The 22,562-nt window shown below is 46.8% G+C and carries 13 protein-coding genes; 5 read left to right on the top strand and 8 right to left on the bottom strand.

What is annotated here, in order from left to right; translation table 11 throughout:
* The first annotated feature begins 22 nt into the window (after window positions 1-22).
* Entirely contained in the window at window positions 23-2,725 is a 2,703-nt protein-coding gene (locus NQ546_RS05895) for a TonB-dependent receptor (protein WP_004289113.1), read from the top strand.
* A 63-nt stretch (window positions 2,726-2,788) separates the two neighbouring features.
* Window positions 2,789-3,940, top strand: a complete 1,152-nt coding sequence (locus NQ546_RS05890; RefSeq protein ID WP_004289112.1) for a hypothetical protein — start codon at window positions 2,789-2,791, stop codon at window positions 3,938-3,940.
* 146 nt (window positions 3,941-4,086) lie between these two features.
* On the opposite strand, the gene NQ546_RS05885 is transcribed toward NQ546_RS05890, so the two are convergent.
* The 3 genes from NQ546_RS05885 to NQ546_RS05875 are packed head-to-tail and all read right to left on the bottom strand — an operon-like array spanning window position 4,087 to window position 7,239.
* Window positions 4,087-5,340, bottom strand: a complete 1,254-nt coding sequence (locus NQ546_RS05885) for a mechanosensitive ion channel family protein (RefSeq protein ID WP_004289111.1) — start codon at window positions 5,338-5,340, stop codon at window positions 4,087-4,089.
* A gap of 48 nt (window positions 5,341-5,388) precedes the next feature.
* Window positions 5,389-6,393 carry a DUF4435 domain-containing protein gene (locus NQ546_RS05880; protein WP_021940430.1) on the bottom strand — a complete coding sequence of 335 codons (1,005 nt, stop codon included), beginning with the start codon at window positions 6,391-6,393 and terminating at the stop codon, window positions 5,389-5,391.
* A gap of 18 nt (window positions 6,394-6,411) precedes the next feature.
* Complete coding sequence (locus NQ546_RS05875) at window positions 6,412-7,239, bottom strand: AAA family ATPase (RefSeq protein WP_004289109.1); 828 nt, start codon at window positions 7,237-7,239, stop codon at window positions 6,412-6,414.
* 128 nt (window positions 7,240-7,367) lie between these two features.
* On the opposite strand from NQ546_RS05875, the gene NQ546_RS05870 reads away from it, so the two are divergent.
* Window positions 7,368-8,279: a DMT family transporter gene (locus tag NQ546_RS05870; protein WP_004293764.1), complete on the top strand. Its 912-nt coding sequence runs from the start codon at window positions 7,368-7,370 to the stop codon at window positions 8,277-8,279.
* 115 nt (window positions 8,280-8,394) lie between these two features.
* Here NQ546_RS05870 and meaB read toward each other — a convergent pair whose 3' ends face one another.
* From meaB to NQ546_RS05845, 5 genes are all read right to left on the bottom strand, one after another.
* On the bottom strand, window positions 8,395-9,492 hold the full coding sequence (gene meaB, locus NQ546_RS05865) for a methylmalonyl Co-A mutase-associated GTPase MeaB (protein WP_004289107.1): 1,098 nt from the start codon (window positions 9,490-9,492) through the stop codon (window positions 8,395-8,397).
* Between the two features lie 19 nt (window positions 9,493-9,511).
* On the bottom strand, window positions 9,512-10,582 hold the full coding sequence (locus tag NQ546_RS05860) for a DUF1573 domain-containing protein (protein ID WP_004289106.1): 1,071 nt from the start codon (window positions 10,580-10,582) through the stop codon (window positions 9,512-9,514).
* 114 nt (window positions 10,583-10,696) lie between these two features.
* Window positions 10,697-16,513: an alpha-2-macroglobulin family protein gene (locus NQ546_RS05855; protein ID WP_004289105.1), complete on the bottom strand. Its 5,817-nt coding sequence runs from the start codon at window positions 16,511-16,513 to the stop codon at window positions 10,697-10,699.
* A 1,130-nt stretch (window positions 16,514-17,643) separates the two neighbouring features.
* The gene (locus NQ546_RS05850) at window positions 17,644-19,101 is read right to left on the bottom strand and encodes an aminoacyl-histidine dipeptidase (RefSeq protein WP_004289103.1); all 1,458 of its coding nucleotides are present in this window, start codon (window positions 19,099-19,101) and stop codon (window positions 17,644-17,646) included.
* A gap of 174 nt (window positions 19,102-19,275) precedes the next feature.
* The gene (locus NQ546_RS05845; RefSeq protein ID WP_004289102.1) at window positions 19,276-20,259 is read right to left on the bottom strand and encodes a lysylphosphatidylglycerol synthase transmembrane domain-containing protein; all 984 of its coding nucleotides are present in this window, start codon (window positions 20,257-20,259) and stop codon (window positions 19,276-19,278) included.
* 109 nt (window positions 20,260-20,368) lie between these two features.
* On the opposite strand from NQ546_RS05845, the gene rsmA reads away from it, so the two are divergent.
* Together rsmA and mgtE are read left to right on the top strand one after the other, a co-directional pair.
* Window positions 20,369-21,154 (top strand): 16S rRNA (adenine(1518)-N(6)/adenine(1519)-N(6))-dimethyltransferase RsmA, encoded by a 786-nt coding sequence (rsmA, locus tag NQ546_RS05840; RefSeq protein WP_004289101.1) that lies wholly within the window; start codon window positions 20,369-20,371, stop codon window positions 21,152-21,154.
* Between the two features lie 56 nt (window positions 21,155-21,210).
* Entirely contained in the window at window positions 21,211-22,557 is a 1,347-nt protein-coding gene (gene mgtE / locus NQ546_RS05835) for a magnesium transporter (protein ID WP_004289100.1), read from the top strand.
* Window positions 22,558-22,562 lie beyond the last annotated feature (5 nt).

The following is a 22,562-nucleotide window of genomic DNA, read 5'->3' as shown; positions in this document are numbered from 1 at the left end:
GAAACGCATTAAAAAGACAAGCATGAAATCAGATTCAGGAAAAGTTCTCTTCTTTATTTTATTTCTCACACTCTCTGCCATGACGGTCGTGGCAGGCACCATTAAAGGCACCGTCACCGACAAGCAGACCCGGGAACCTCTGACCGGAGCCACCATACAGATAGCAGGAACAACACAAGGCACCGTTGCCGATGTGGACGGTAACTACTCCTTGGATGTAAACAACGGAACTTATACATTGGCCATTAAATATGTAGGCTACAAGGACATCATCATAAACAACGTAAAAGCCGGCAAATCCGACCTCATACTGAACTTTGAGCTGGAGAGCGACGCACAGGCTTTGGGTGAAGTGTCGGTAGTGGCCAGAAAGAACCTTGAGGGCGAACGCGCCTTGCAGATGGAACGCCGGAAAGCAACCCTCGCCATCGAGAACCTCGGTTCGAAGGAGATGAGCCTCAAAGGCATCGGCAATGTGGAAGAAGGAGTAAAGAAGATTACGGGCATCTCCGTTGCCGATGCAGGCCAACTCATTGTGCGCGGACTGGGCGACCGTTACAGCACCACAACCCTGAACGGACTCCCCATAGCCTCGCCCAACCCCGACAACAAACTGATTCCGCTGGACCTTTTCCCGTCGAGTACCGTACAGAACATCACAGTGAGCAAGGTATATAACGCGGAAGCCTTCGCCGACTATTCGGGTGCACACATCGACATCAATACCAAAGAGAATATCACCGAAGACTTCTTCAACATCGGTTTCAATACCGGCGGCAAATTCAACACACTGGGCAAAGACAGCTACCGGATGAACCGCAACGGCTCGCTGTTCAGAACCTCCGGTGTGGACCAGGCCGCACTCAACATGCCCCTGTCTGAATTCGACAACTACGTAAAGACAAGGAATATATTCGACACCTCATTTGCCGTAAAGAAGAAATCCTCCCTGCCGGACTTCAGCGGCAACCTCGGTTTCGGCAAAAATATCGGCATCGGCAACCAGACACTCAGCATACTGGCATCCGCAAGCGCCGGCAACAGCTTCCAGAACATGGACGACGCTTTCTACAAAACCCTGGAAGCCACAGGCAGCGTGCAGGACAACTTTGCCTACGATAGCTATGCCCAGGAACTGAAACTGGCCGCATTGGGGCACATAGGCTACACCCTGCGCCGCCACGACCGCATAGGCTACACCTTTTTCTATGCACGCAACGCCACCGACACCTACCAACGTCGTGAGGGTATAGACGCCGAAGACCACGAACTGACAGGAAGCAACAACATCACCCACATCTACTCCTTGCAGAACCACCAGTTGGACGGGGTTCACAGCTTCGGCGGACGCGGGCAGTGGGAACTCACCTGGGGCGGCTCATACAGCAAGACGGGCAGTGAAGAACCCGACAGACGCCAAGTGATGTACATAAAGAACGACAACGGCGCACTCAGCCTCTTCAAGCTGAACCGTCAGGAAACCATGCGTTACTTCGGCAGCTTGGACGAGGAAGAATGGAACGGCAACCTCGCCATGCGCTGGAAATGGAACGAAAACAACTTCCTGAAGTTAGGCGTCAACTACAAGAACAAAAGCCGCGACTACAAGGCAACCCGTTTCTACTATAACCTCAACAAAATAGATCCCGTCATCACCGATATTTACGACACCGACGGATTTCTGAACCAAGAGAACATAGCCGACGGAAATGTAGTGGTGCAACGCGTGATGCAGCCCAAAGACAGTTATCGTGCCGGAAACGAAATCTACTCCGGCTATCTGCTGACTGATTTCTACCCTGTACCATCATTATTAGTAAACCTCGGCGTGCGCTACGAAATCAGCAGGCAATGGGTGGACTATGCCACCGACGGCGGCGACTGGTATGCCGAACGACGCAACCTTGACAAAAATGACCTCTTCCCCACCCTGAATCTGAAATACACAGTGAACGATGCCAACAGCATCCGCTTCTCCGCTTCGCGTACCGTCACCCGTCCCTCGTTCATCGAAATGGCGCCCTTCCTCTACCAAGAGTCCTACGGCTCGGCGCAAATCCGCGGTAATAACGAATTGCAAAACGGTTACAACTACAATTTCGACCTGCGCTATGAACACTTCGGCAAGAACGGAGACATGATTTCACTGACCGCCTACTTCAAATACTTAGACAGTCCGATAGAACGTATCCAAGCCTTGCAAGGCGGAGCCACGCTACACAGTTTCCAAAATGCAAACAACGGCATGGCAGGCGGTATGGAAGTGGAGTTCCGCAAACAACTGATGAAAGACCTCCGCCTGGGAGCCAACATCAGCTACATGTACACCAACGTGAAACTGCCCGAAGGCGGCGCCTACACCAACAAGGAACGCCCCCTGCAAGGTGCATCCCCTATCCTTGCCAATGCCGACCTCACCTACTCGCCCCGCTTCGGCGAAGAACGGCAACTGAACCTCGCCCTGCTCTACAACCTGCAAGGCAGCCGTATCCATGCGGTAGGCGTATCCAAACTGGGGGACATCAAACAGCAAACCCTGCATACACTGAACTTCAGCGCCGGCTATGACATCAACAGCCACTTCAGCCTGAAACTGCAGGTGAACGACCTGCTGAACCGTACCGTCATCTTCAAGCAGGAAGTACCCTCTACCGGAGAGGAGGTAGAAGTGGAACGCTACAAGAAAGGCGCCAACCTTGAAATAGGTTTCAGCTACAAACTGTAAAAACAAAATATAGAGAGAAACAAAAAGTTATACGAACGATAACACTAATTTAATTCATTTATTATGGAATCTTTAAAATGGAAATTTTTATCACTTGCCCTCGTGGCAAGCATGTCTTTCCTCACTTCTTGCAGTGATGACGACAACAACGGCGGAAACGACAACGGTGAAGTGGAAACCCTAAAAGGAACGATTACCTCGGATGTAACCCTGAAAGCGGGCACCACGTACAAACTGAGCGGCGAGTACATCGTCGAAGCAGGCGCCACACTGAACATCGAGGCAGGCGTAAAGATTATATCCGTCTACGACGATATAGTGGATTATATCCTGATAAAGCAAGGTGCCAAAATCAATGCCATGGGTACGGCAAACGCTCCTATCGTCATGACCAGCGAAAAGGAAGAACCGGGTGCCTGGGGCGGTATCCACATCTGCGGCAAGGCACACACCAATGCCGAAGGAGGTAAAGGAAGTTCCGAAATCGGCGGTGCCGTTTATGGCGGCAACGACGATGCCGACAACTCCGGCAAACTGCAATATGTGCGCGTAGAATACACCGGCTATGCTTTCGATGAGGAACATGAAGCCAACGGAATCACGTTCTACGGTGTGGGCAGCGGTACAATCGTAGACCACTGTCAGGCCTACAAAGGCTCGGACGACGGTTTCGAATTCTTCGGCGGCTCTGTAAATGTCAGCAACATGGTGGTGGTGAGTTGCAGCGACGACTCTTTTGACTGGACCGAAGGATGGAACGGAAAGGGCACCGACCTCGTTGCCTACCAAGAACCCAAAGCCACATTGGGCTACGACTGCGACTGCCTCATCGAAGCCGACAACAATGAAAACGACAATGCAGCCAGCCCCATATCACACCCTACACTAAAGAATCTCATCCTTGCAGGTAATGGTGAAAGCAAACAGGGTATCCGCCTGCGCCGCGGCACCCAAGTCCATATAGACAATGCCAAAGTATGCGGCAAAGGCCAACCACTGGCAATAGAAAGCGCATTGACCAACAGTGCTTTGAAGAACGGCACTTCCCTACTGGCCAACATGACTATTTCTGCCGAACTGACAACCGACGGCGACTACACCAATGCCGATTTCATTGCCGCAACAGGCAACAAAGTGGACGCCGCCTTGTCATACGCCTCTTTCGACGCCATAAAAGCGGAATGTGACTGGATGAACGGAAACTGGGTGAAATAAGCATACATTGCTCATTGAATATTTTATTAGGAGTTTATTAAAAAAGGAGGTTGTGTCAAAAAAACGCTGACACAACCTCTTACTTTTCCGGTTCTCACAAACCGTTATATCTATGAAGTCTCCGCCGGATACTTCACCGCAGAAAATCAAGACAACACCCTTTGGAAATCCCTTCCGGACGGTGACTGGAACACCTGCAAATCGAACTCTGGAATAATGGCCAGTACATGGTCGAAGACATCGGCCTGTACACCCTCGTAGGGCACCCAATCCTTGATAGCACAGAAGAAATAAAGCTCCATAGGAATACCATGATCGGTGGGTTGCAACTGGCGAACCATGCAGACAAGCTCTTGGTTCACATCGGGAAGGCTCTTCAAATAGGCAGTCAGATAAGCCCGGAATACTCCCAAGTTGGTTTGACGGCGGCCGTTGACAAGGACGGAGTTATCAATATGATGCTCTTTATTGTACTCCTCTATCACCGCCTCTGTATGCTCCACATAATCTTTCAGCAAACGGATCTTCCGATATTTGTCCAGCATCTCCGGCGTGCAGAACTTCACGCTGTTCATATCAATATTAATGGAACGCTTCACACGACGTCCGCCGCTCTCACGCATCCCCCGCCAATTCTGGAACGAGTCGCTGACAAGCAGATAGGGCGGAATTGTAGTAATGGTATTATCCCAGTTACGCACCTTCACTGTGTTCAGCGTGACTTCTATCACCGTACCGTCAGCTCCATATTTGGGCATTGCAATCCAGTCGCCCACCTTCAACATGTCATTGGCAGACAACTGCACACCGGAAACAAACCCCATAATCGAATCCTTGAACACCAACATCAGTATAGCGGCAGAAGCGCCCAGACCGGCCAGCAATGACAACGGAGATTTATCAATCAGGATACTTACCACAATGATGGCCCCTACAAACCACAGAATCACCTGAACCGTCTGCAACATTCCCTTCAGCGGCCGGTCACGTAGCTGCTCCTTCTCGCTGTACACGCTATAAACAGCTTTCATGAATGAGTTTATGAAACTCAGGAAAGTGATGAGAATATAAATGAGGCAAACACGCTGGATGAATCCCAAAGTGGAAGAACTCGTCTCGGCAAAAGCCACCGGAATAAAAATATAGATTATAACGGGAGCCACCATCCGGCTGAGATGAATCAGCACCTTACGGTCAAAAACAATATCATCCCATGTAGCTTTTGTTTTCCTTATCAGGTGCGCCACCACCTTCAACAAGATATTCCGGCAGAGAACATCTGCCAGAAAAGCAACGATCAGTACAAGCGCAAAAGCTATAAACTGGTCGAGCATATCAGCCAAGGAAGGGGCTGTTCCCCAGGAAACCAATAATTCGTCGATATTCTTTAATATGTCCATGATAAGAAGGGGATAAAAGATAAAACTAAAATATCAGGTATAAAAAGATTAAAGGTGCTCCCGTTCGAGAAACTCCCGTATATCTTCTTTCAACCACTGATAGAGATAAAGGTTCTTGTAACCGCTGTTTTTCTTCAACATAACGGACACATTGACCTGACTGTTCTCATAGCCTGTCAGCTCATTGCGAAACTGCTCGTTATGCTCCGCCAAACGTTTTATCTCCTGCTCGCGCTCACGACGGAGCACTGTGCAAACGGGTATCAGCAATTTCAAGACCACGCAGTCCATGATGTGATGTCCCTGCATATAAAGATAGGTGTTATCAGGAATCAGCCCTAATTTCCGCAGCTCCTCGCCCAGCTTGTCGACGTGCTCTATGTGTTGCGGGAAACGGGTCCGCATCTCGGACAGCTTGGCAGATACCGCACGTTGCATATTGTCCAGAGCGCTATAAGGATGACGGAGACTTATTTCCTGAAGACGGACATAGTTGTTGAAGTCATACATGGGAAATGTGTGCGTATCATGCTGCCGGTAGAACCACACATTCCATAGGAACAACGGATAAGCGATTTGTGAATAACGCTTCAGGAAAGCGGGAAAGTCAAGAATATAACGGTCGTTCAACGTTGCCTGCACGCATACTTCATGGAGACTCTCGGCAAAACAATGGAAGTTCTCAATGGCATATCCGTAAGTCTGGAAAATATAAGGGTTGCGGTTTATCTTCCGCGATACGTTGGTGGCTCCCTGAAGCAGAAAGTCGTAATCACTGTCCACACAAGCTATCAGACTGCGTCCCAGCTCCGTAGTGTTGAGCGTATTCATCAGCACCATTTTCTTACCCTTGGCCAATGAAGTGGCGGAAGGAAGCATTACCTGAAAATAGCGTTCTTCATTCTCGAACTCTGCCAAAAGAGTACGCCAAAATGCTATATCATCATAGCTTTCCACATATGCCACAATGCGCCTGCGCCCTTTCTTCGATGAGAATTTATGCGCGGCGTCCAGATAAGCCGAGGTCAGATTATGTCGTAAAGATGTTGCCACGTCACTAATCGCTAATCACTAAACACTAATCACCGTTGAAATATCCTCCACCTCCGTCACAGCATCCAACCATCCTTCCATGATGACGGCAGGCGAATGAGTGGTAAGGATAAGTTGTACATTCGGATTCAGATCACGTATCATGCCGATAAGTTTCTGTTGCCATTCTATGTGTAATGACGCTTCCGGCTCATCCATAAAGAGTACGCAATGCTCTTCATTACGTACAAGGACCGTCAGCAGAATCACCAGCATTTGTTTCTCACCGGACGAAAGTTTATAGGGCAAAAGCTGCTCGCCGTCTTGAAAGAAAACGATGTCATTGCTCTTCCTGTCGATTTTCTTACGGGTGTAGCTGAACAGTTCGTCCACCATATCCTGAAATTTCCGTTTAGGAACGGACAGATCGGGAGCCAGTTTTCGCTGTTCGTCATCACCGCTCAGCAGTTCAATCATTTTGTTACCGATGTTCACCTGATAGTCAAGGTAGCGACGTTGAAGCAGATAGAGCTGCCAATCCAACTCGGACTTCACATTAGGATCCGCCATACGGGCGGTAAAATCTCCCATGATAAGGGGACGGTCGTAGCTGCGGATCACATCATAAGGAATGAAGGTAGCCACCGGATTATCGAAGAAAACATGTACCCCGTTCTTCTCATCACTCTTTACTTCTCCTGTGGTCTGTTCCAGATAGCCCACCGAACGGTTCAGAATTGTGGTCTTTCCCACTCCGTTGATGCCGGAAAGTATATTGACGTCAGGACGCAACTCCCAAGCTATGTTGTAGCGATGCCACAACCCATGTATTTCGATACGCTTGATGTAATTAGCTTGTATTTCCATGATTTCTTATTTTAAGCCCTGTCACTTTGTTACAAAAGTATGGCAAAATAAAAGAAAAAACAAATGTAACTTACTATTCTTTGTTTCAAAAAAATATTGTTCTTTTGCAGCTCAAAAGAAATACAGATATGAACAAGAACATACAAGGTCACCTGTTTGCTTTGACCGCCAATATCCTATGGGGATTAATGGCGCCTATCGGCAAATCCGCATTGGCTGAATTTTCAGCTTTGTCCGTTACAACTTTCCGTATGGTGGGTGCGGCAGCCTGCTTCTGGTTGCTCTCACTGTTCTGCAAACGCGAACAAGTGGATCACCGGGACATGTTGAAGATATTCTTTGCAACGCTTTTTGCATTGGTATTCAACCAGGGAGTGTACATCTTCGGCCTGTCCATGACCTCACCCATCGACGCATCCATCGTAACCACCACCCTTCCCATCGTCACCATGATTGTAGCCGCCATTTATCTGAAAGAACCTGTTACCAACAAAAAAGTGTTGGGCATCTTCGTAGGAGCAATGGGAGCCTTAATACTGATTATGAACAGCCAGAATACCGGAAGTGGCGGTGGCAGCGTCATAGGTGACTTGCTATGCTTGATTGCCCAAATCAGCTTCTCTATCTACCTGACCGTATTCAAAGGACTGTCCCAGAAGTACTCCCCCATTACACTGAACAAGTGGATGTTTGTATACGCCTCAATGTGCTATATTCCCTTCTCTTATCATGGAATAGCTGCCATTCAATGGGCTGAAGTTTCCACTGCGGCATTGGTGCAAGTGGGTTATGTAGTGGTGGGAGGCAGCTTCCTTGCCTATATATGCATTATGACGGCACAAAGATTACTGCGTCCCACAGTAGTGAGCATGTACAACTATATGCAACCCATCGTAGCTTCAATAGTTACGGTCGTAATCGGTATGGCAACATTCAATCTGGAAAAAGGAATTGCCATTGCACTGGTGTTTCTCGGTGTATATATCGTAACGCAAAGCAAGTCACGCAAGGACTTCGAGAAAGAGGGGAAAGAGGTGTAAGGAAGCAAAGCTTCGTTTATTATGAATTATGAATTATGAATTATGAATTATGAATTATGAATTGCCATGCGGCATAACAGCACAACCAATTCATAATTCATAACTATTAAATTCCTTATTTTTTCAGCTCTGCAAAATAAGTATCCAACAGATTCTTTGCAGCGACAAAAGACGTCAGATTGCCTTTCAGTACCTGATTCTCCTTGCCGGCCAGCATCGCTTCAATCTTGGGGTTCTGATAGAAACTATCGCGAAGCTGTTCGTTAATGGTTTCATACATCCAATATTTGCTTTGTTCATTACGGCGATGTTCAAAATAGCCGTTATCTTTTACAAAGTCAATATACTTATATACCATGTCCCATACTTCCTGCACTCCAAGATTATAGAAACCCGAATAGGTCAGCACTTGCGGTGTCCAGCCGCTCTCCGGAGCCGGAAAAAGATGCAGCGCATTACGAAATTGAGTAGCAGCCAGCTTGGCACGTTCCAGATTATCTCCGTCCGCCTTGTTGATAACGATGCCGTCTGCCATTTCCATAATACCGCGCTTGATACCTTGCAGTTCGTCGCCCGTACCGGCAAGCTGGATAAGCAGGAAAAAGTCCACCATTGAGTGCACAGCAGTCTCACTCTGTCCCACCCCTACCGTTTCAACGAATATCTTATCAAATCCGGCAGCCTCGCAAAGTACGATTGTCTCACGCGTCTTACGTGCCACCCCTCCCAATGAGCCTGCCGAAGGGCTGGGACGGATGAAAGACTTGGGATGGACGGAAAGTTTCTCCATACGGGTTTTGTCGCCCAAGATGCTGCCCTTACTGCGTTCGCTGCTTGGGTCGATAGCCAATACAGCCAGTTTCCCCCCGTATTTCTCCAACACATGCAATCCGAACACATCAATAGACGTACTCTTACCGGCTCCCGGCACCCCACTGATACCGATACGAATGGAGTCTCCCGAATACGGCAGACATTTCTCTATTACCTCCTGAGCTATGGCCTGATGTTCCAGTTTTACACTTTCCACCAACGTCACAGCCCGGCTCAATATCGTAACATCACCCTTAATAATACCCTCTACGTACTCTGCTACGGAAAGTTGACGTTTTTTGGGCTTCCGCTTCAAATAAGGATTGACGGACGAAGGTTGCTCAATGCCTGCATTGACAACCAAGCCTTTATATTCTCCGCTATTTTCAGGATGTTCCATGATAAGATTTATGGTTTGATTATTTCGCTTTAATATTAATCTCTACTTTCGATTGCATCGGATCATTCGTAATCATCAGCAAACGCAGATGACGGCGTTTCTTCCCAATGTTCTTTTTCACAACAGTAACACGAAGGCGGGTACTTTCTCCCGGTTGCAACACACTCTTCTTCAAACTGACGCCCACAGCCGGATGAAAAACCTGAAGCTTACTGATTCGTAAAGGAGAACGTCCGGTATTGGTTATGATAATATCCTGACGTGCCTTTGATTTCTTTGCCAATACGGCACTCATATCGATGTCCTTTGTGGAAAGATTGACAACGGGAGCATTTGCCTTTTCTGCCTCGGTCATGCCTGAAAAATCGGGTAACAGAATGGCAGAAACGGGTATTTCATTTTCATCGCCCACCTTGTCACCGGAAAAACGCGCCAAGTAGACCGATGCTTGCGTCAGCCCGAAGTCCGTCAGCCGTTCGGAATCCAGTGTAACGGTTATAACGCCCTTCTCACCCTTTTGCAAGACATTAGGCTTAACCTCTGTTTGCAGATAAGGCGGCAGATGCATCAGCACAGGTTCGTATGGACGGTCCGACAGGTTCACGACTCCAATATGCACGACGGGCTTTTCGCCGGCTTGCACATCAGGAAAATCAAGGCTGTTCTTATCAATACGTATCTGCCCGATAAGATACGGATGGGTTTTAGTAAAATCCTTTATTTCCTGCACCACTTCTCCATTGAACTTCAAATAGACCAAATGCGGCTGCGCATTGCTGTAAATGGCTACGGATTTATTGAAATGCCCCAAAGCCTCCGCATCAAAAGTGACATCGACCACTCCCTTTGCCCCAGGAGCGATAGGAGTCTTTGTCCACCGGGCTACGGAGCAGGCGCAATCGGGCTCCACGTCGGTAAGTACCAGCGGCTGGTTACCTGTGTTCGTAATGGAGTATTGCACCGTTACCGGATGTTTCCATTCAATCTGTCCGAAATCGTACGTCTCCGTATTGGAAGTAAAACGCGGTTGTGCTACGGCAGTCAATGCCGTAGCAGCAAGCGCATATAAGGTGATAAAACTGCGTTTCATTTATATTGTTTCTAAATTAGCTGCACAAATGTAAAGTTTTTAAGTGATATACGCAGACTTTCTTTCCGCTTTTTATAACCTATAAACATTCAATAGCAACTAAATCTATCTACTCTATTTGATAACAACAGTACCTCCCGCAGAATGAGAAGCATATTCCGGCGCATAAGCACACTCTACGGTAGCCAGTCCGGTTTCGTACGTTCCTCCACGAGCAACCCGGTAGCTATGTTCCAATACATAAACTCCTTTGCCCAAATGATCGAAGAAGAAATTAGTTCCGGCATCTTCCACTTCTGCATAATAGCCCATGCCATTATTCCAACGATAGCCTGAAAGTGAACTTACCGGTTCGAAGCAGGCTCCACGCTGGTCTTTCAGCTGGATAAAATCCATAGCCCGGTCCAAACTAAGAGTCAGCCGGGATACGACCTTATCACCTACCGAAAGCTGCGTGCCCTCCGACAGCGGTTGCAAGGACTTCTGTCCGTCGGCCGAGATACGCTCTACAAAGAGTCTCTTCTCAACATTCAGTTCACTGCCCTGTTGCTTCACATCGGATATGGGCGACAAGTATTGTGCATAGACGGCCCCCCACGCAATGCCTGCATCTCGCTTCTCTACGGTAACTGACTTAACCTTTACCTCAGGACTGCCTTGAACAAAGGCCTCCTTGATGTATCCCAATCCCGGAACAGCGGTCTTTGCAGGCGAGAAAGTCTCCAATACCTTATCTCCCAAAGTGATGCGGACATCTCCTTTACTTTCCAGCAAATCGCTACCCTGACAAAGCAATGCATAAACCGCATCGGCAGTAGCTACCGGAGAATTCCAGCTTGTCGTCTGTTTCTGTTTCAGCAACCAAAGCTTCATTTCTTCTATCAAAGCATCGTTGCCGCCCGCCTCGCGCAGGGCTTCCATTACAGCCACATGTGCAGGAACCGGCAGCATACCCCAAGTATAAGGATTGGCATGGAAAGCAAAATGCGCTCCCATTTCGTCCGTTTGCACAAGATGTTCTTTAATAGAAGCTATAAACCCATTCGCTTCCGTCCTGCGTCCCTGTTTCTGCAAGATAATGGCGGTCTGCGCTTTGCAAATCATTGTACCGTTCACGAGGTTACGTCCCAACTTGGTAAGGAAGTAATCGAACATTTTTGCATACTCACCGGAGAGTTTTACCGAACCGAGAGCCACCAAATACATGTATTCCATAGTGGCATCCGACAGGGTGGTAATCTTAGTCCCGTTCTTCTCTGCCTTACGGATAGCACGATATTCTTTCAGCGCTTCTTCATTCAGATAGTCAAAAGCCTTGGCTTTCATCACCGCAACTTCTTCCGGCAATGCCCTATCCGTAAGTAAAGAAAGCCGGACAAGCAGTCCGGTGATATATCCCGTTACATAACGGTTGCCGGACATACCTCCAAACCAGCTCCATGCCCCTTCTTCGTTCTGCAGTTCTTTCAATTTGAGCAAGGACGCCATATTACGGTAATTCAATTGATTTACATCGAACAAAGTAGCGATACGCTGCTGCTGTTCCGCCTCGGTAGTGGCTTCGAGCAGCCAGGGGGACTCGCCCAACAGAATATTCTTCACATCCTGATTTTTCTCTAACTGACTGAGGAAAGTATCTTTTGTTCCGCCCGACAAACGCCAGTTGTCGAATACCGCTTTAATGCGCGGCTGGCTATTGGCGATATAGCCCGCCAAAGTATTGGCATAGAAAGCAGTTGCCCAAGAAATGGCATTATCCGTTGCAGGTTGGCTCAGTACAGGCAGGGCTTGTACGGCATACCATGCCGGATTACCCGTAAATTCTACTGTCAGGCGGCGGTCGGTCGCTGTACGGCTGTTGCCGTTGAAAAGGCTGTCCAGTGAGAAAGTACGTGTTTCCCCACCACGAACAGGCATGGCGAGTGTTTCTGTAATATACTCCTTATTGCTCAGAACAGGCAACAGATGCTGTTCACCGTCACTGAACTTGCCGCCGTCGGCCACCATGCGGACACCAAGCAGGTCGTAACGGTCTGTTACGTCAAACCGGAAATCAACCGATGCCGTCTTTCCTGCTTCCACTGAGAATTTTTGACGACGGGTGGAAATAATCTTCTCCGTCATCGGGTCAAAGAGGGTTAATACGGCCGTCCCTCTTATCTCCTTATCCGTCAGATTGGCAATACCGGCAGCTATCTGTGTCTTATCACCTACCCGCACAAAGCGCGGCATATTCGGAGTCAGCATAAACTCTTTGGATGTAACGGCAGTAGCATCCAGCATGCCTGTCATCATATCCTTGGTATGGGAATAACCGCGGAAATTCCAACGTGTCAGGCTCTGCGGCATAGTAAATGAGAAAGTGACCTCTCCCTGTTCGTTGGTACGCAACTGAGGATAGAAGAAAGCCGTTTCTGCAAAATTAGTACGCAAACCTGCCATAGGCTGTAACGCCTGCTCATCAAGTGGGATGGTCTCCGACTCAAAGACAACATCTGTCACACTTTCCTCAGCCAGCGCAGGAGCATATTTCACTTCAACCGCCCGTCCGGTCTTCATTTTAGTACGTGTAGCTCCATACCCGACAATCGTCGGTTCACAAAGGACAGCATCGTTTTCGACTATCTGCAATACTTCCGCAATTCCGTTATAAGGAGAACAGAAGTAATCAAAACGCCAGACGGGAACTCTCCACGACTTCAATGGGAAATAAGGAGTATAACTCTTTCCGTAATTGCTACTAAGATCCCAGTAGAAATAAGGGATATACCGATTGTAATAGACACTCAATGACTGATGACGGCTATAAATCCGGTCTAATGAGGCATCGTACATCATTGCCAGCATCTCGGCTGCAGCAGGAAAACCTTGCGGAGTCTTGATGACCAGCTTCCATTCCTCCTCCTGTCCCGGACGCAAACGATCGCGGAAAACCTCCCACTTCATATCCAGTGTCCGTTTGGGCAAACGCTTCCGCAATTCTACCCGGCGGGTATATAGCTGACCGTTTTTAACAAAAGTGAACTGTACGGCAACTCCGTCTCCATACTCCTTACGATAAGGATATTTCATACGAACAATTGAGTCACTCAACGACAAGGTACGGCTCTCCAACCTCCCTTTCTGCCCGAAAACATCAACCAGAACATACGCATCCTGCATTGAAGTACCGAAATAAAACACCGCCGGATGAGTTGCATCAAACTCCGTATTCTTCTCATAGAGGAAAGTCTCTACGAACATAGCCGGACGCGGATCCGCCAATGAGAACAGCATAAGGTTCACCGCATTATCCGCATTGCTAACCTCTTTACCGTTACGGTCGCGAACCGACAGAATAAAACGGTATTCTCCCGACGGCAATTGTTTCCAGGCTGCAAAATCTTTTATTTCACCCGACGTAAATACACTCTCGTAGACAGGTTTATCAGCTATCTTCCCCGATTTAGAATCTATAACCGGATAAAGCCGGCACATTCCTTCCATGGGTAACGTCTCATTGTAAGCATTCATCACTGCCAGTTTTCCCGATATGGAATCTTCCCGGCATAATTCCCTGTTGATATCGGACATAAAAAAATAGGCTTGTCCGGTAGCACTCAAACTATATTGCGCGGTCTGGGTCTCGCCCGCATCCCCGGTAACCGACACTTCTACCTGATAAGAGAAACGCTCTCCTCGCGTCAAATCCGCATCAGCATCCGGTATCAGGACAACGGGAATGGAGAAGTTGCCTTTAGCATCCAGTTGCACTGTATCTGAGACAAGCGGGGCAGACGGTTGTCCCCAATATCTCCAGTGGTTACGTCGGGTCACAGTGTATACTGCCGGAACATCCTGAACAGCCATACCATTGTATGCCTTGACATTTCCGGTGATACTTACCGTATCCCCCAAACTGTAGGCCTGTTCCACAGGATTAAACACAATCTCAAAAGTAGGCCGTTTATAATCCTCCACCCGTACGGGAACAGCCGCTTTATCCTTTACTTCAACCATGAAGTTGCCATTGAGGCAAACAGCAGGCAATACAAATTCTGTTGTAAAAGAGCCGAACTCATTGGTGTCCACACTCTTCTGCACCAGCTCTTTCCTGTTCACATCCAGCAATCGTACCAGGTAATTCTTTCCTGCCAAGACATGAGCCGTATCGGCTGTTTGTTCATAAGAAATCCCTTTGACGTAGACAGTCTGACCGGGACGATACAAAGAACGGTCGGTCAACAGAGTGATATGCTCTGTCGGGCCCGATTCACCACGTTCGTAATATCTATTCAGATAAATGCTTTGGGGCAACATAGCAGTATCCGTCCCTTTGCGTGCCACATAGCTGCGGATAGCTTTATTCCATTCTATAACAGCCTTTCCACCGGCGTCAGTGGTAACATCCTGCAACAGTTTACGGTTTTCTTCATTATAAGTGGAATAGAAACTGACTTTTGCGCCGGAAATGGGCTGCCCGCTACGGCCATCTACCGTAACCACTTCCATTTTATTGTCCAGCAGAGCCAGTGTCAGCACCTTGAAGCGAGTCGAAACAAGGAACTGGTCTGCCGTACGGGCTGTTACGGCATCGGGTACAATTTGCAATATATAAACGCCCGGTTCATCGGGTACATATAGTTTCAAAACCGTACGTTGCAAGTTGTTCAATAGCTCTCCCGGTTCCCCGGCCTTCTTAGCCAAAGGTTCCAGCTCGAAATGAGTGGCAGACATCCTGCGGGCATGCTTCTGATAAAAAGTATTGTTTATTCCTGTGTCCATCCAGGGAACCTCGGACAAGTCCGTGCGATATAGATTCAACGTAAATCCTTTCAGGTTGCGATAACTCACATTCAGTTCCAAAGAGTCACCGGGGTAGATACTCCCCTGGGTATTAATATCCAAATGAGGTTGCAGGATGCTTTCCCGTATGTTACGTAGTTCGTTGACACGCTTATAAGCGGAATAACGCTTCACGCCTTCATCGCACGTCTGCAAAGCCTCATCCATATGGGATGCTCCCATGTTACGGAGCAAGTCGGCTTTACAGATATAGGCTTCCGCACAAATTTCACGCGCTCCATATTCTCGAATCAGATTGTCCAACGCACCAAGATACTCCTTGTCAACTTGCGCCTTCCGTTCGCGATAAGTGGCATACGGCTCCCTGCTTATGCCACTTCCGGTTCTTTTCCATTTCCAATAATCGAGCGTGGCCAACACAGTCGCATCTTCAGCCCCGGCACGATGCCGGTAAGTATTTATCATTCCCTCATAAATACCGGCAATGCGCATACGTTGCAATGAGTCCGCCCGAAAGCCATCCAATAAGAGATAAGTGTCCACCGCCCGGGCTGCCAGTAGATGATACATATCGTGACCGTAAAAACGACTACCATCTTCCTGTACAACAAAAGGCACGTATTCCTTGGAGGACACCTCAAGCAGACGAACGGAATCTTGCAATGAAGCAAGATTATGCTCATCCACCTTAGTTACAAAAATATTACTACTCCACTCGCGAATGTCAGCAGGCGCTTCATCTGTATCCAAAGCTGTACGCCCTGACAACAACTGCCGGTTATATCGCATATAATCAGCATATTCACGAGCGAGCAAAGAGTGCAATATAGCTTTACTTACCGGATTTTGTTCCGATTTTGCCCAGTTTTCCAAATTTCTCAAATTGACATACAAGCTATCCGGCGTAAGTCTTTCCTGATAGGCTTCCCGGCAAATATATGCCTTCAGCATTTGCGGAACATTCTTTTCCTGTTCGGCTTTACGGTAGATTTGCCCCGTCAATTTCACTACTGTTTGCGGCAAACTTTTCTTTTGGGCTTGCTCTACCTGTTTCCACAGGCTGTTATATGACTGGGCTTGTAAGGTAGACAAGCACAACCCGATCATCAGCAGCAACAATGTAAAAAAACTTCGAATTTTATTCATAGCTATTCTATTTGTTATTAGTTTTTGTTTTTTATGCGAATCAAGAATCAAATCAAAAAAAAATTCTCTGTATGATTACCTTCATTCATATCCCAACCTGACAGTTCATACGCCTTATATCCATTCCCTCGCCGAACCTGTCCGTCTCTTGCCTATGATGAATTACTATTAAAAGGCTTATAATTGCATATTAAAAGCCTTTTAATATATTATTATAAGCCTTTTAATGGCAATTCAACCGTAAAGCTATATCGGCTCATCTATACAAACATCTCATATCTTTACTATATGAATGTGCATTGTAAAAATAACAAATTAATAGTCACATTGTACCGTTTTTTAGAAAAAATAAAAAAACAAAGCATATACTGACATAAATACCTGCAATAATAAAAAAAAGCGGGGGATACATTCTCAGAACATATCCCCCGCTATCTTATCTGCTACTACACTCATCTCGGGTAGTTATAATACTTCATTGCTTCAATCCAGTTCTCGCCGACTTTAGCAAGAACGTTTCTAAAAGAGCTTACAATCTTTTTTCCCATAATCTTAAAAATTAAACTAATACCCTGAAAACTTTGTTTCTTTACTTTTTGATGGTATATCCCATCATTAACATCTCATTACGACCTACCTCTGCGAGAATACGTCTGAATGAACTCATAATCTTTTTTTTCATAACCTTAAAAAATTAAACTAACACCTTGAAAACTGAAAACTAAATTCTCTCTTTAAAAAGGGGATGAATACTTAAAGCATTACATAACCCCAAATGTTCTTATCGGCCTCGCCGAAATGTCTGAACAATTTTCTTAACTTTTTCATTTTGTTATCCTCCTAAAATCAATCTTGTTATTCTTAAAAATAACCTGTTATCCTATTATTTCTATGTTTTACAACACAAAAATAAGGCCTTTGTTCAAGATAACAAGTGATTTCACATAGAAAACTATGTTTTACAACATATTTATTGACCTAAATCAATTTTCTTCAAAGTGACGGTACAAGAAAAAGACAAGTTGACAGTAAGGCTAAGAAATTCTGACAGTCTGGAGACAAGATGACAGCAATAAAAAAAAGCAGGGCACATCAATACCCTGCTTTCTCCTTATTATATATAAGAAAAATTACTTTTCCGGAGTCTGCTCCAGTGTTGCAACCAGAAAATCGTAGAATTTTGTAACAGAAGGAATATATGCACGTTCATCCGGTGAATGTGGTGAGCGCAATGTAGGACCGAAAGAAATCATATCGAGTCCCGGACAATTAGCACCGATAATGCCACACTCCAAACCTGCATGGATCACTTTCACTGCCGGCTCTACACCAAATTGCTGCTTGTAAGACAAGGTCATGGCATGCAAAATCGGAGAATCGACATTAGGTTGCCAGCCAGAATAAGCGCCACTCAGTTCCACTTTCATACCTGCCATCGAGAAACATGCCGTCAAACTGTCTGCCAAGAAATCCTTCATTGTATCGCAAGAGCTGCGAGCGAGAATACGGACATCGGCTTTACCGCCCCCAATCGTTACAATGGCCAGATTGGAAGAAGTCTCCACTGTGTCAGGAACAGTAGGAATCATACGCATCACCCCGTTCTGGCAAGCCATCAGCACACTAATCATATTATCCTGAATCTCTTCAGGAACAATGAAAGCAGGCAAGTCCACATTCTCCAACTTCAAAGTTATGCCTTCTTCAATTGGAGCATACTCAGTATTCAGCAATGCTTCATATTCCTTTATGTAATCTTCCAACCCTTCAACATCTTCGGGATTGAAAACCAAGACAGCATGCGCCTCGCGCGGAATAGCATTACGCATATTGCCGCCCTCAAAACTCGACAGACGGCAATCGAATTCAATCAACAAGTCATGCACTATACGGGCAAGCAACTTATTGGCATTGCCTCGTCCCTGATTGATCTCCAATCCGGAATGTCCACCGCGCAAGCCTTTCAAGATTATCTGACGGGCCACGAAATCGGCAGCGGGCTCTTCCTCTTTATATTCCAATGTAGCTGTGATATCAATTCCTCCTGCACAACCGATATAAAGTTCTCCTTCGTCTTCCGAATCGAGGTTCAGCAAAATCTCGCCTTTCAGTGTACCCGGTTTCAAGCCGAATGCACCATACATACCCGTTTCCTCATCCTTAGTAATCAATGCTTCCAGCGGACCATGCTTCAGGTCTTTTGCTTCAAGTACAGCCATAATGGCGGCCACACCCATGCCGTTATCGGCACCCAACGTAGTGCCTTTGGCCTTTACCCAATCACCGTCAATGTATGTTTCAATGGGATCTTTGGTAAAGTCGTGAACAGTATCGTTGTTCTTCTGCGGCACCATATCCATATGCGCCTGAAGAATAACTCCTTTACGGTTTTCCATACCCGGAGTGGCAGGCTTACGGATAATGACATTGCCCACCTCATCGACAAATGACTCCAAACCTAAACTCTTACCGAAACTTATTAAAAACTCAGTTATTTGCTCCATATGTCCAGACGGACGGGGTATCTGAGTCAGCGAATAGAAATGCTTCCACACATTTTGTGGAGCCAACTGCAAAATTGTACTCATAATTATAAAAGTTGTTTTCGCAAATATAAGAGTTATTTTCCAATATACCTCTAATCGGAATTGTAAAAGTCAACATGATCTTCCTTCCATATATCGCAATACTCCCATACACACATACGACATCATATAGAAAGTTCTGCACCAATACGGGATTTTGCGGAAAAGGAGATTTTCTTACCTCGAACGGTTTGCCATTGAAACGTGCAACGCCCCATAGATGCCGAGTATTATGACCAGCAATGTCTGGATGCCATGTACAATCAACGCAAATATACCTGCATCAGTAGCACTCACGCCATAAAGCATCATCATGGTGATTACTGCAAAGTGCCAAGGTCCCGCCCCATTAGGCGTCGGAACGATTACGGCAAAGGTTCCGCCTACAAACATCACCATTGCCGCCTGAAAACTAAGATGTTCTGTAAAAGAGAAACAATAGAAAGTCAAGTAGAAATGATAGAAATAGCACCCCCATATAGACAATGTATAGAAAACAAATAACGGGATGTTCTTCACATTGCGAAGTGACATCACCCCTTCACATACATTCAACACCACCCCCTTCACTTTCTCAAAGAAAGAAAGCATCCGCATCAGATAGTAGGCAAGTACCAGTACTCCAATAACAGAGAACAAAGAAACATAGAACCAAGGGGAAGTAAGCAGATGCATCAGCGAGGGAATTTTCGTACCCGTTTCCTGAAAAAAACGGAGAAACACAGGCATCTGGGCCATAAAAGTAAGCCCCGTAATCAAAAGAATACACAAGGTATCCACCAAACGCTCCGTTACCACAGTACCCAAAGACTTGGAAAACGAGACATCATCGTACTTGACCAGTACACCGCAACGCGACACCTCTCCCACACGGGGAAGCATTAAATTGGCAGCATAAGAAATGAAAATGGCATCCACACAATCACTCCTCTTAGGATAAGCCCCCAGCGGCTCCAGCGTCTGCCGCCAGCGCCATCCGCGCAGCACATGGCTCATCACTCCAAAAAGCAGAGAAAGCAACATCCAGCCCCAGTCCGTCCCATGCAGAAGCACTTCTTTTGCGCGTTCAAAATCAAAATCACGATACACCCAATACAGGATAAATCCGCCCAAAAGAATGGGCAATACGATTTTCAATGTCTTTTTTATAATCTTATTCATCGTTTTCCTTTAAAATTCATCCGGCACACATCGTAATTTGTGATTTGTAACTCATTATTCGCCGAAAAGGATTACCTTTGAACCGCAAAAGTAACGATTTAGTTGATACATGAGATTAGTTAAACCTAAAAAGTTTCTCGGCCAGCACTTTCTGAAAGATCTGAAAGTGGCACAAGACATTGCCAATACCGTAGATGCCTGCCCCGAACTCCCAGTACTGGAAGTGGGACCGGGTATGGGGGTACTGACGCAATTTCTTTTACCCAAAGGACGCACAGTGAAAGTTGTGGAAGTAGATTACGAATCAGTGGCCTATCTACGGGAAGCTTATCCGCAATTGGAGGACCACATCATAGAAGATGACTTTCTGAAAATGAACCTTCAGCGCCTATTCGACGGGCAGCCTTTCGTACTGACGGGCAACTATCCCTATAACATATCCAGTCAGATATTCTTCAAGATGCTGGACAATAAGGATCTGATCCCATGCTGTACGGGCATGATACAGAAAGAAGTAGCCGAACGCATAGCAGCCGGTCCGGGCAGTAAGACGTACGGCATTCTGAGCGTACTGATACAGGCGTGGTACCGCGTGGAATATCTCTTTACTGTACATGAACACGTATTCAACCCGCCTCCGAAAGTAAAAAGCGCTGTCATCCGCATGACGCGCAATGATACGCAACAACTGGGATGTGACGAAAAATTATTCAAACAGGTTGTAAAAACAACGTTCAACCAGCGCCGGAAAACCCTGCGCAATTCCATAAAACCGATACTCGGCAAAGATTGCCCGCTAACCGAAGACGTTCTTTTCAATAAACGTCCCGAACAGCTGTCCGTACAAGAGTTCATCGAGCTGACCAACCGAGTGGAACAGGCATTACGCGAATAATGCACAGCCAATCAGTAAGATTGGCACATTAATGACATTAGCACATCATTAAAAATATGGAAATAGACGAAGAATACATAGATAAAGTCAAAAGCTTTATAGAGCAGAAAGACGCAGACAATGTCAAGGCGCTCCTCATCGACCTGCATCCGGCAGATATTGCCGAACTGTGTAATGACCTCGCGCCCGAAGAAGCACGCTTCGTTTATCGTCTCCTCGACAACGAAACAGCCGCCGACGTACTGGTAGAAATGGATGAAGACGTCCGAAGAGACTTTTTGGAGCTCCTGCCTTCGGAAACCATTGCCAAACGCTTTGTAGACTACATGGATACGGACGATGCCGTAGACCTGATGCGCGACCTCGACGAGGACAAACAAGAGGAAGTCCTCTCCCATATTGAAGACATCGAACAAGCTGGAGACATCGTCGACCTGCTGAAATATGACGAAGATACCGCCGGCGGTTTAATGGGTACGGAGATGGTTACCGTCAATGAAAACTGGAGTATGCCGGAATGTCTGAAGGAGATGCGCTTGCAGGCTGAGCAATTGGATGAAATCTACTATGTCTACGTCATTGATGACGACGAACGCCTGCAAGGTGTTTTTCCGCTAAAAAAGATGATCACCTCCCCTTCCGTCTCCAAAGTGAAACATGTAATGAGGAAAGACCCTATTTCCGTTCATGTAGACACCCCCACAGACGAAGTGGTACAGATTATCGAGAAATACGACTTGGTGGCAGTCCCCGTCATCGACAGCATAGGCCGTTTGGTAGGACAAATCACCGTAGACGACGTTATGGACGAGGTTCGCGAACAATCGGAACGCGACTACCAGTTAGCATCCGGTTTGTCACAAGACGTAGAGACGGACGACAACGTCATGCGCCAAACCTCCGCACGCCTTCCCTGGTTGCTTATCGGCATGCTGGGCGGCATCGGCAACTCCATGATATTAGGAAACTTTGACGCAACCTTTGCCGCACATCCCGAAATGGCACTGTATATCCCTCTGATTGGCGGTACGGGCGGAAACGTGGGAACCCAATCCTCCGCAATTATCGTGCAGGGCCTTGCCAACAGTTCCCTGGATGCCAAAGATACATTCAAGCAGATAGCCAAAGAATCCATAGTGGCCCTGATCAATGCGACTATCATATCGCTATTGGTATACATATACAACTTTGTACGGTTCGGAGGTACGGCCACTGTGACCTATTCAGTATCCATCAGCCTGTTTGCCGTTGTTATGTTCGCCTCCATATTCGGGACACTGGTACCGATGACACTCGAAAAGCTGAAAGTAGATCCGGCTATCGCCACAGGCCCGTTTATCTCCATCACCAATGACATTATCGGTATGATGATGTATATGGGCATCACCGTATTATTGGCCTGAAACGG

It is taken from the genome of Bacteroides eggerthii (assembly GCF_025146565.1).
GTDB classification, from domain to species: domain Bacteria; phylum Bacteroidota; class Bacteroidia; order Bacteroidales; family Bacteroidaceae; genus Bacteroides; species Bacteroides eggerthii.
Note: the sequence above shows the minus strand (reverse complement) of the source record. Positions and strands in the feature narration are given on the sequence as shown.

Coding starts and splice junctions, on each gene's coding strand:
- NQ546_RS05895 (WP_004289113.1), top strand. CDS start 23: ATGAAATCAGATTCAGGAAAAGTTCTCTTCTTTATTTTATTTCTCACA.
- NQ546_RS05890 (WP_004289112.1), top strand. CDS start 2,789: ATGGAATCTTTAAAATGGAAATTTTTATCACTTGCCCTCGTGGCAAGC.
- NQ546_RS05885 (WP_004289111.1), bottom strand. CDS start 5,340: ATGGACATATTAAAGAATATCGACGAATTATTGGTTTCCTGGGGAACA.
- NQ546_RS05875 (WP_004289109.1), bottom strand. CDS start 7,239: ATGGAAATACAAGCTAATTACATCAAGCGTATCGAAATACATGGGTTG.
- NQ546_RS05870 (WP_004293764.1), top strand. CDS start 7,368: ATGAACAAGAACATACAAGGTCACCTGTTTGCTTTGACCGCCAATATC.
- meaB (WP_004289107.1), bottom strand. CDS start 9,492: ATGGAACATCCTGAAAATAGCGGAGAATATAAAGGCTTGGTTGTCAAT.
- NQ546_RS05860 (WP_004289106.1), bottom strand. CDS start 10,582: ATGAAACGCAGTTTTATCACCTTATATGCGCTTGCTGCTACGGCATTG.
- NQ546_RS05855 (WP_004289105.1), bottom strand. CDS start 16,513: ATGAATAAAATTCGAAGTTTTTTTACATTGTTGCTGCTGATGATCGGG.
- NQ546_RS05850 (WP_004289103.1), bottom strand. CDS start 19,101: ATGAGTACAATTTTGCAGTTGGCTCCACAAAATGTGTGGAAGCATTTC.
- NQ546_RS05845 (WP_004289102.1), bottom strand. CDS start 20,259: ATGAATAAGATTATAAAAAAGACATTGAAAATCGTATTGCCCATTCTT.
- rsmA (WP_004289101.1), top strand. CDS start 20,369: ATGAGATTAGTTAAACCTAAAAAGTTTCTCGGCCAGCACTTTCTGAAA.
- mgtE (WP_004289100.1), top strand. CDS start 21,211: ATGGAAATAGACGAAGAATACATAGATAAAGTCAAAAGCTTTATAGAG.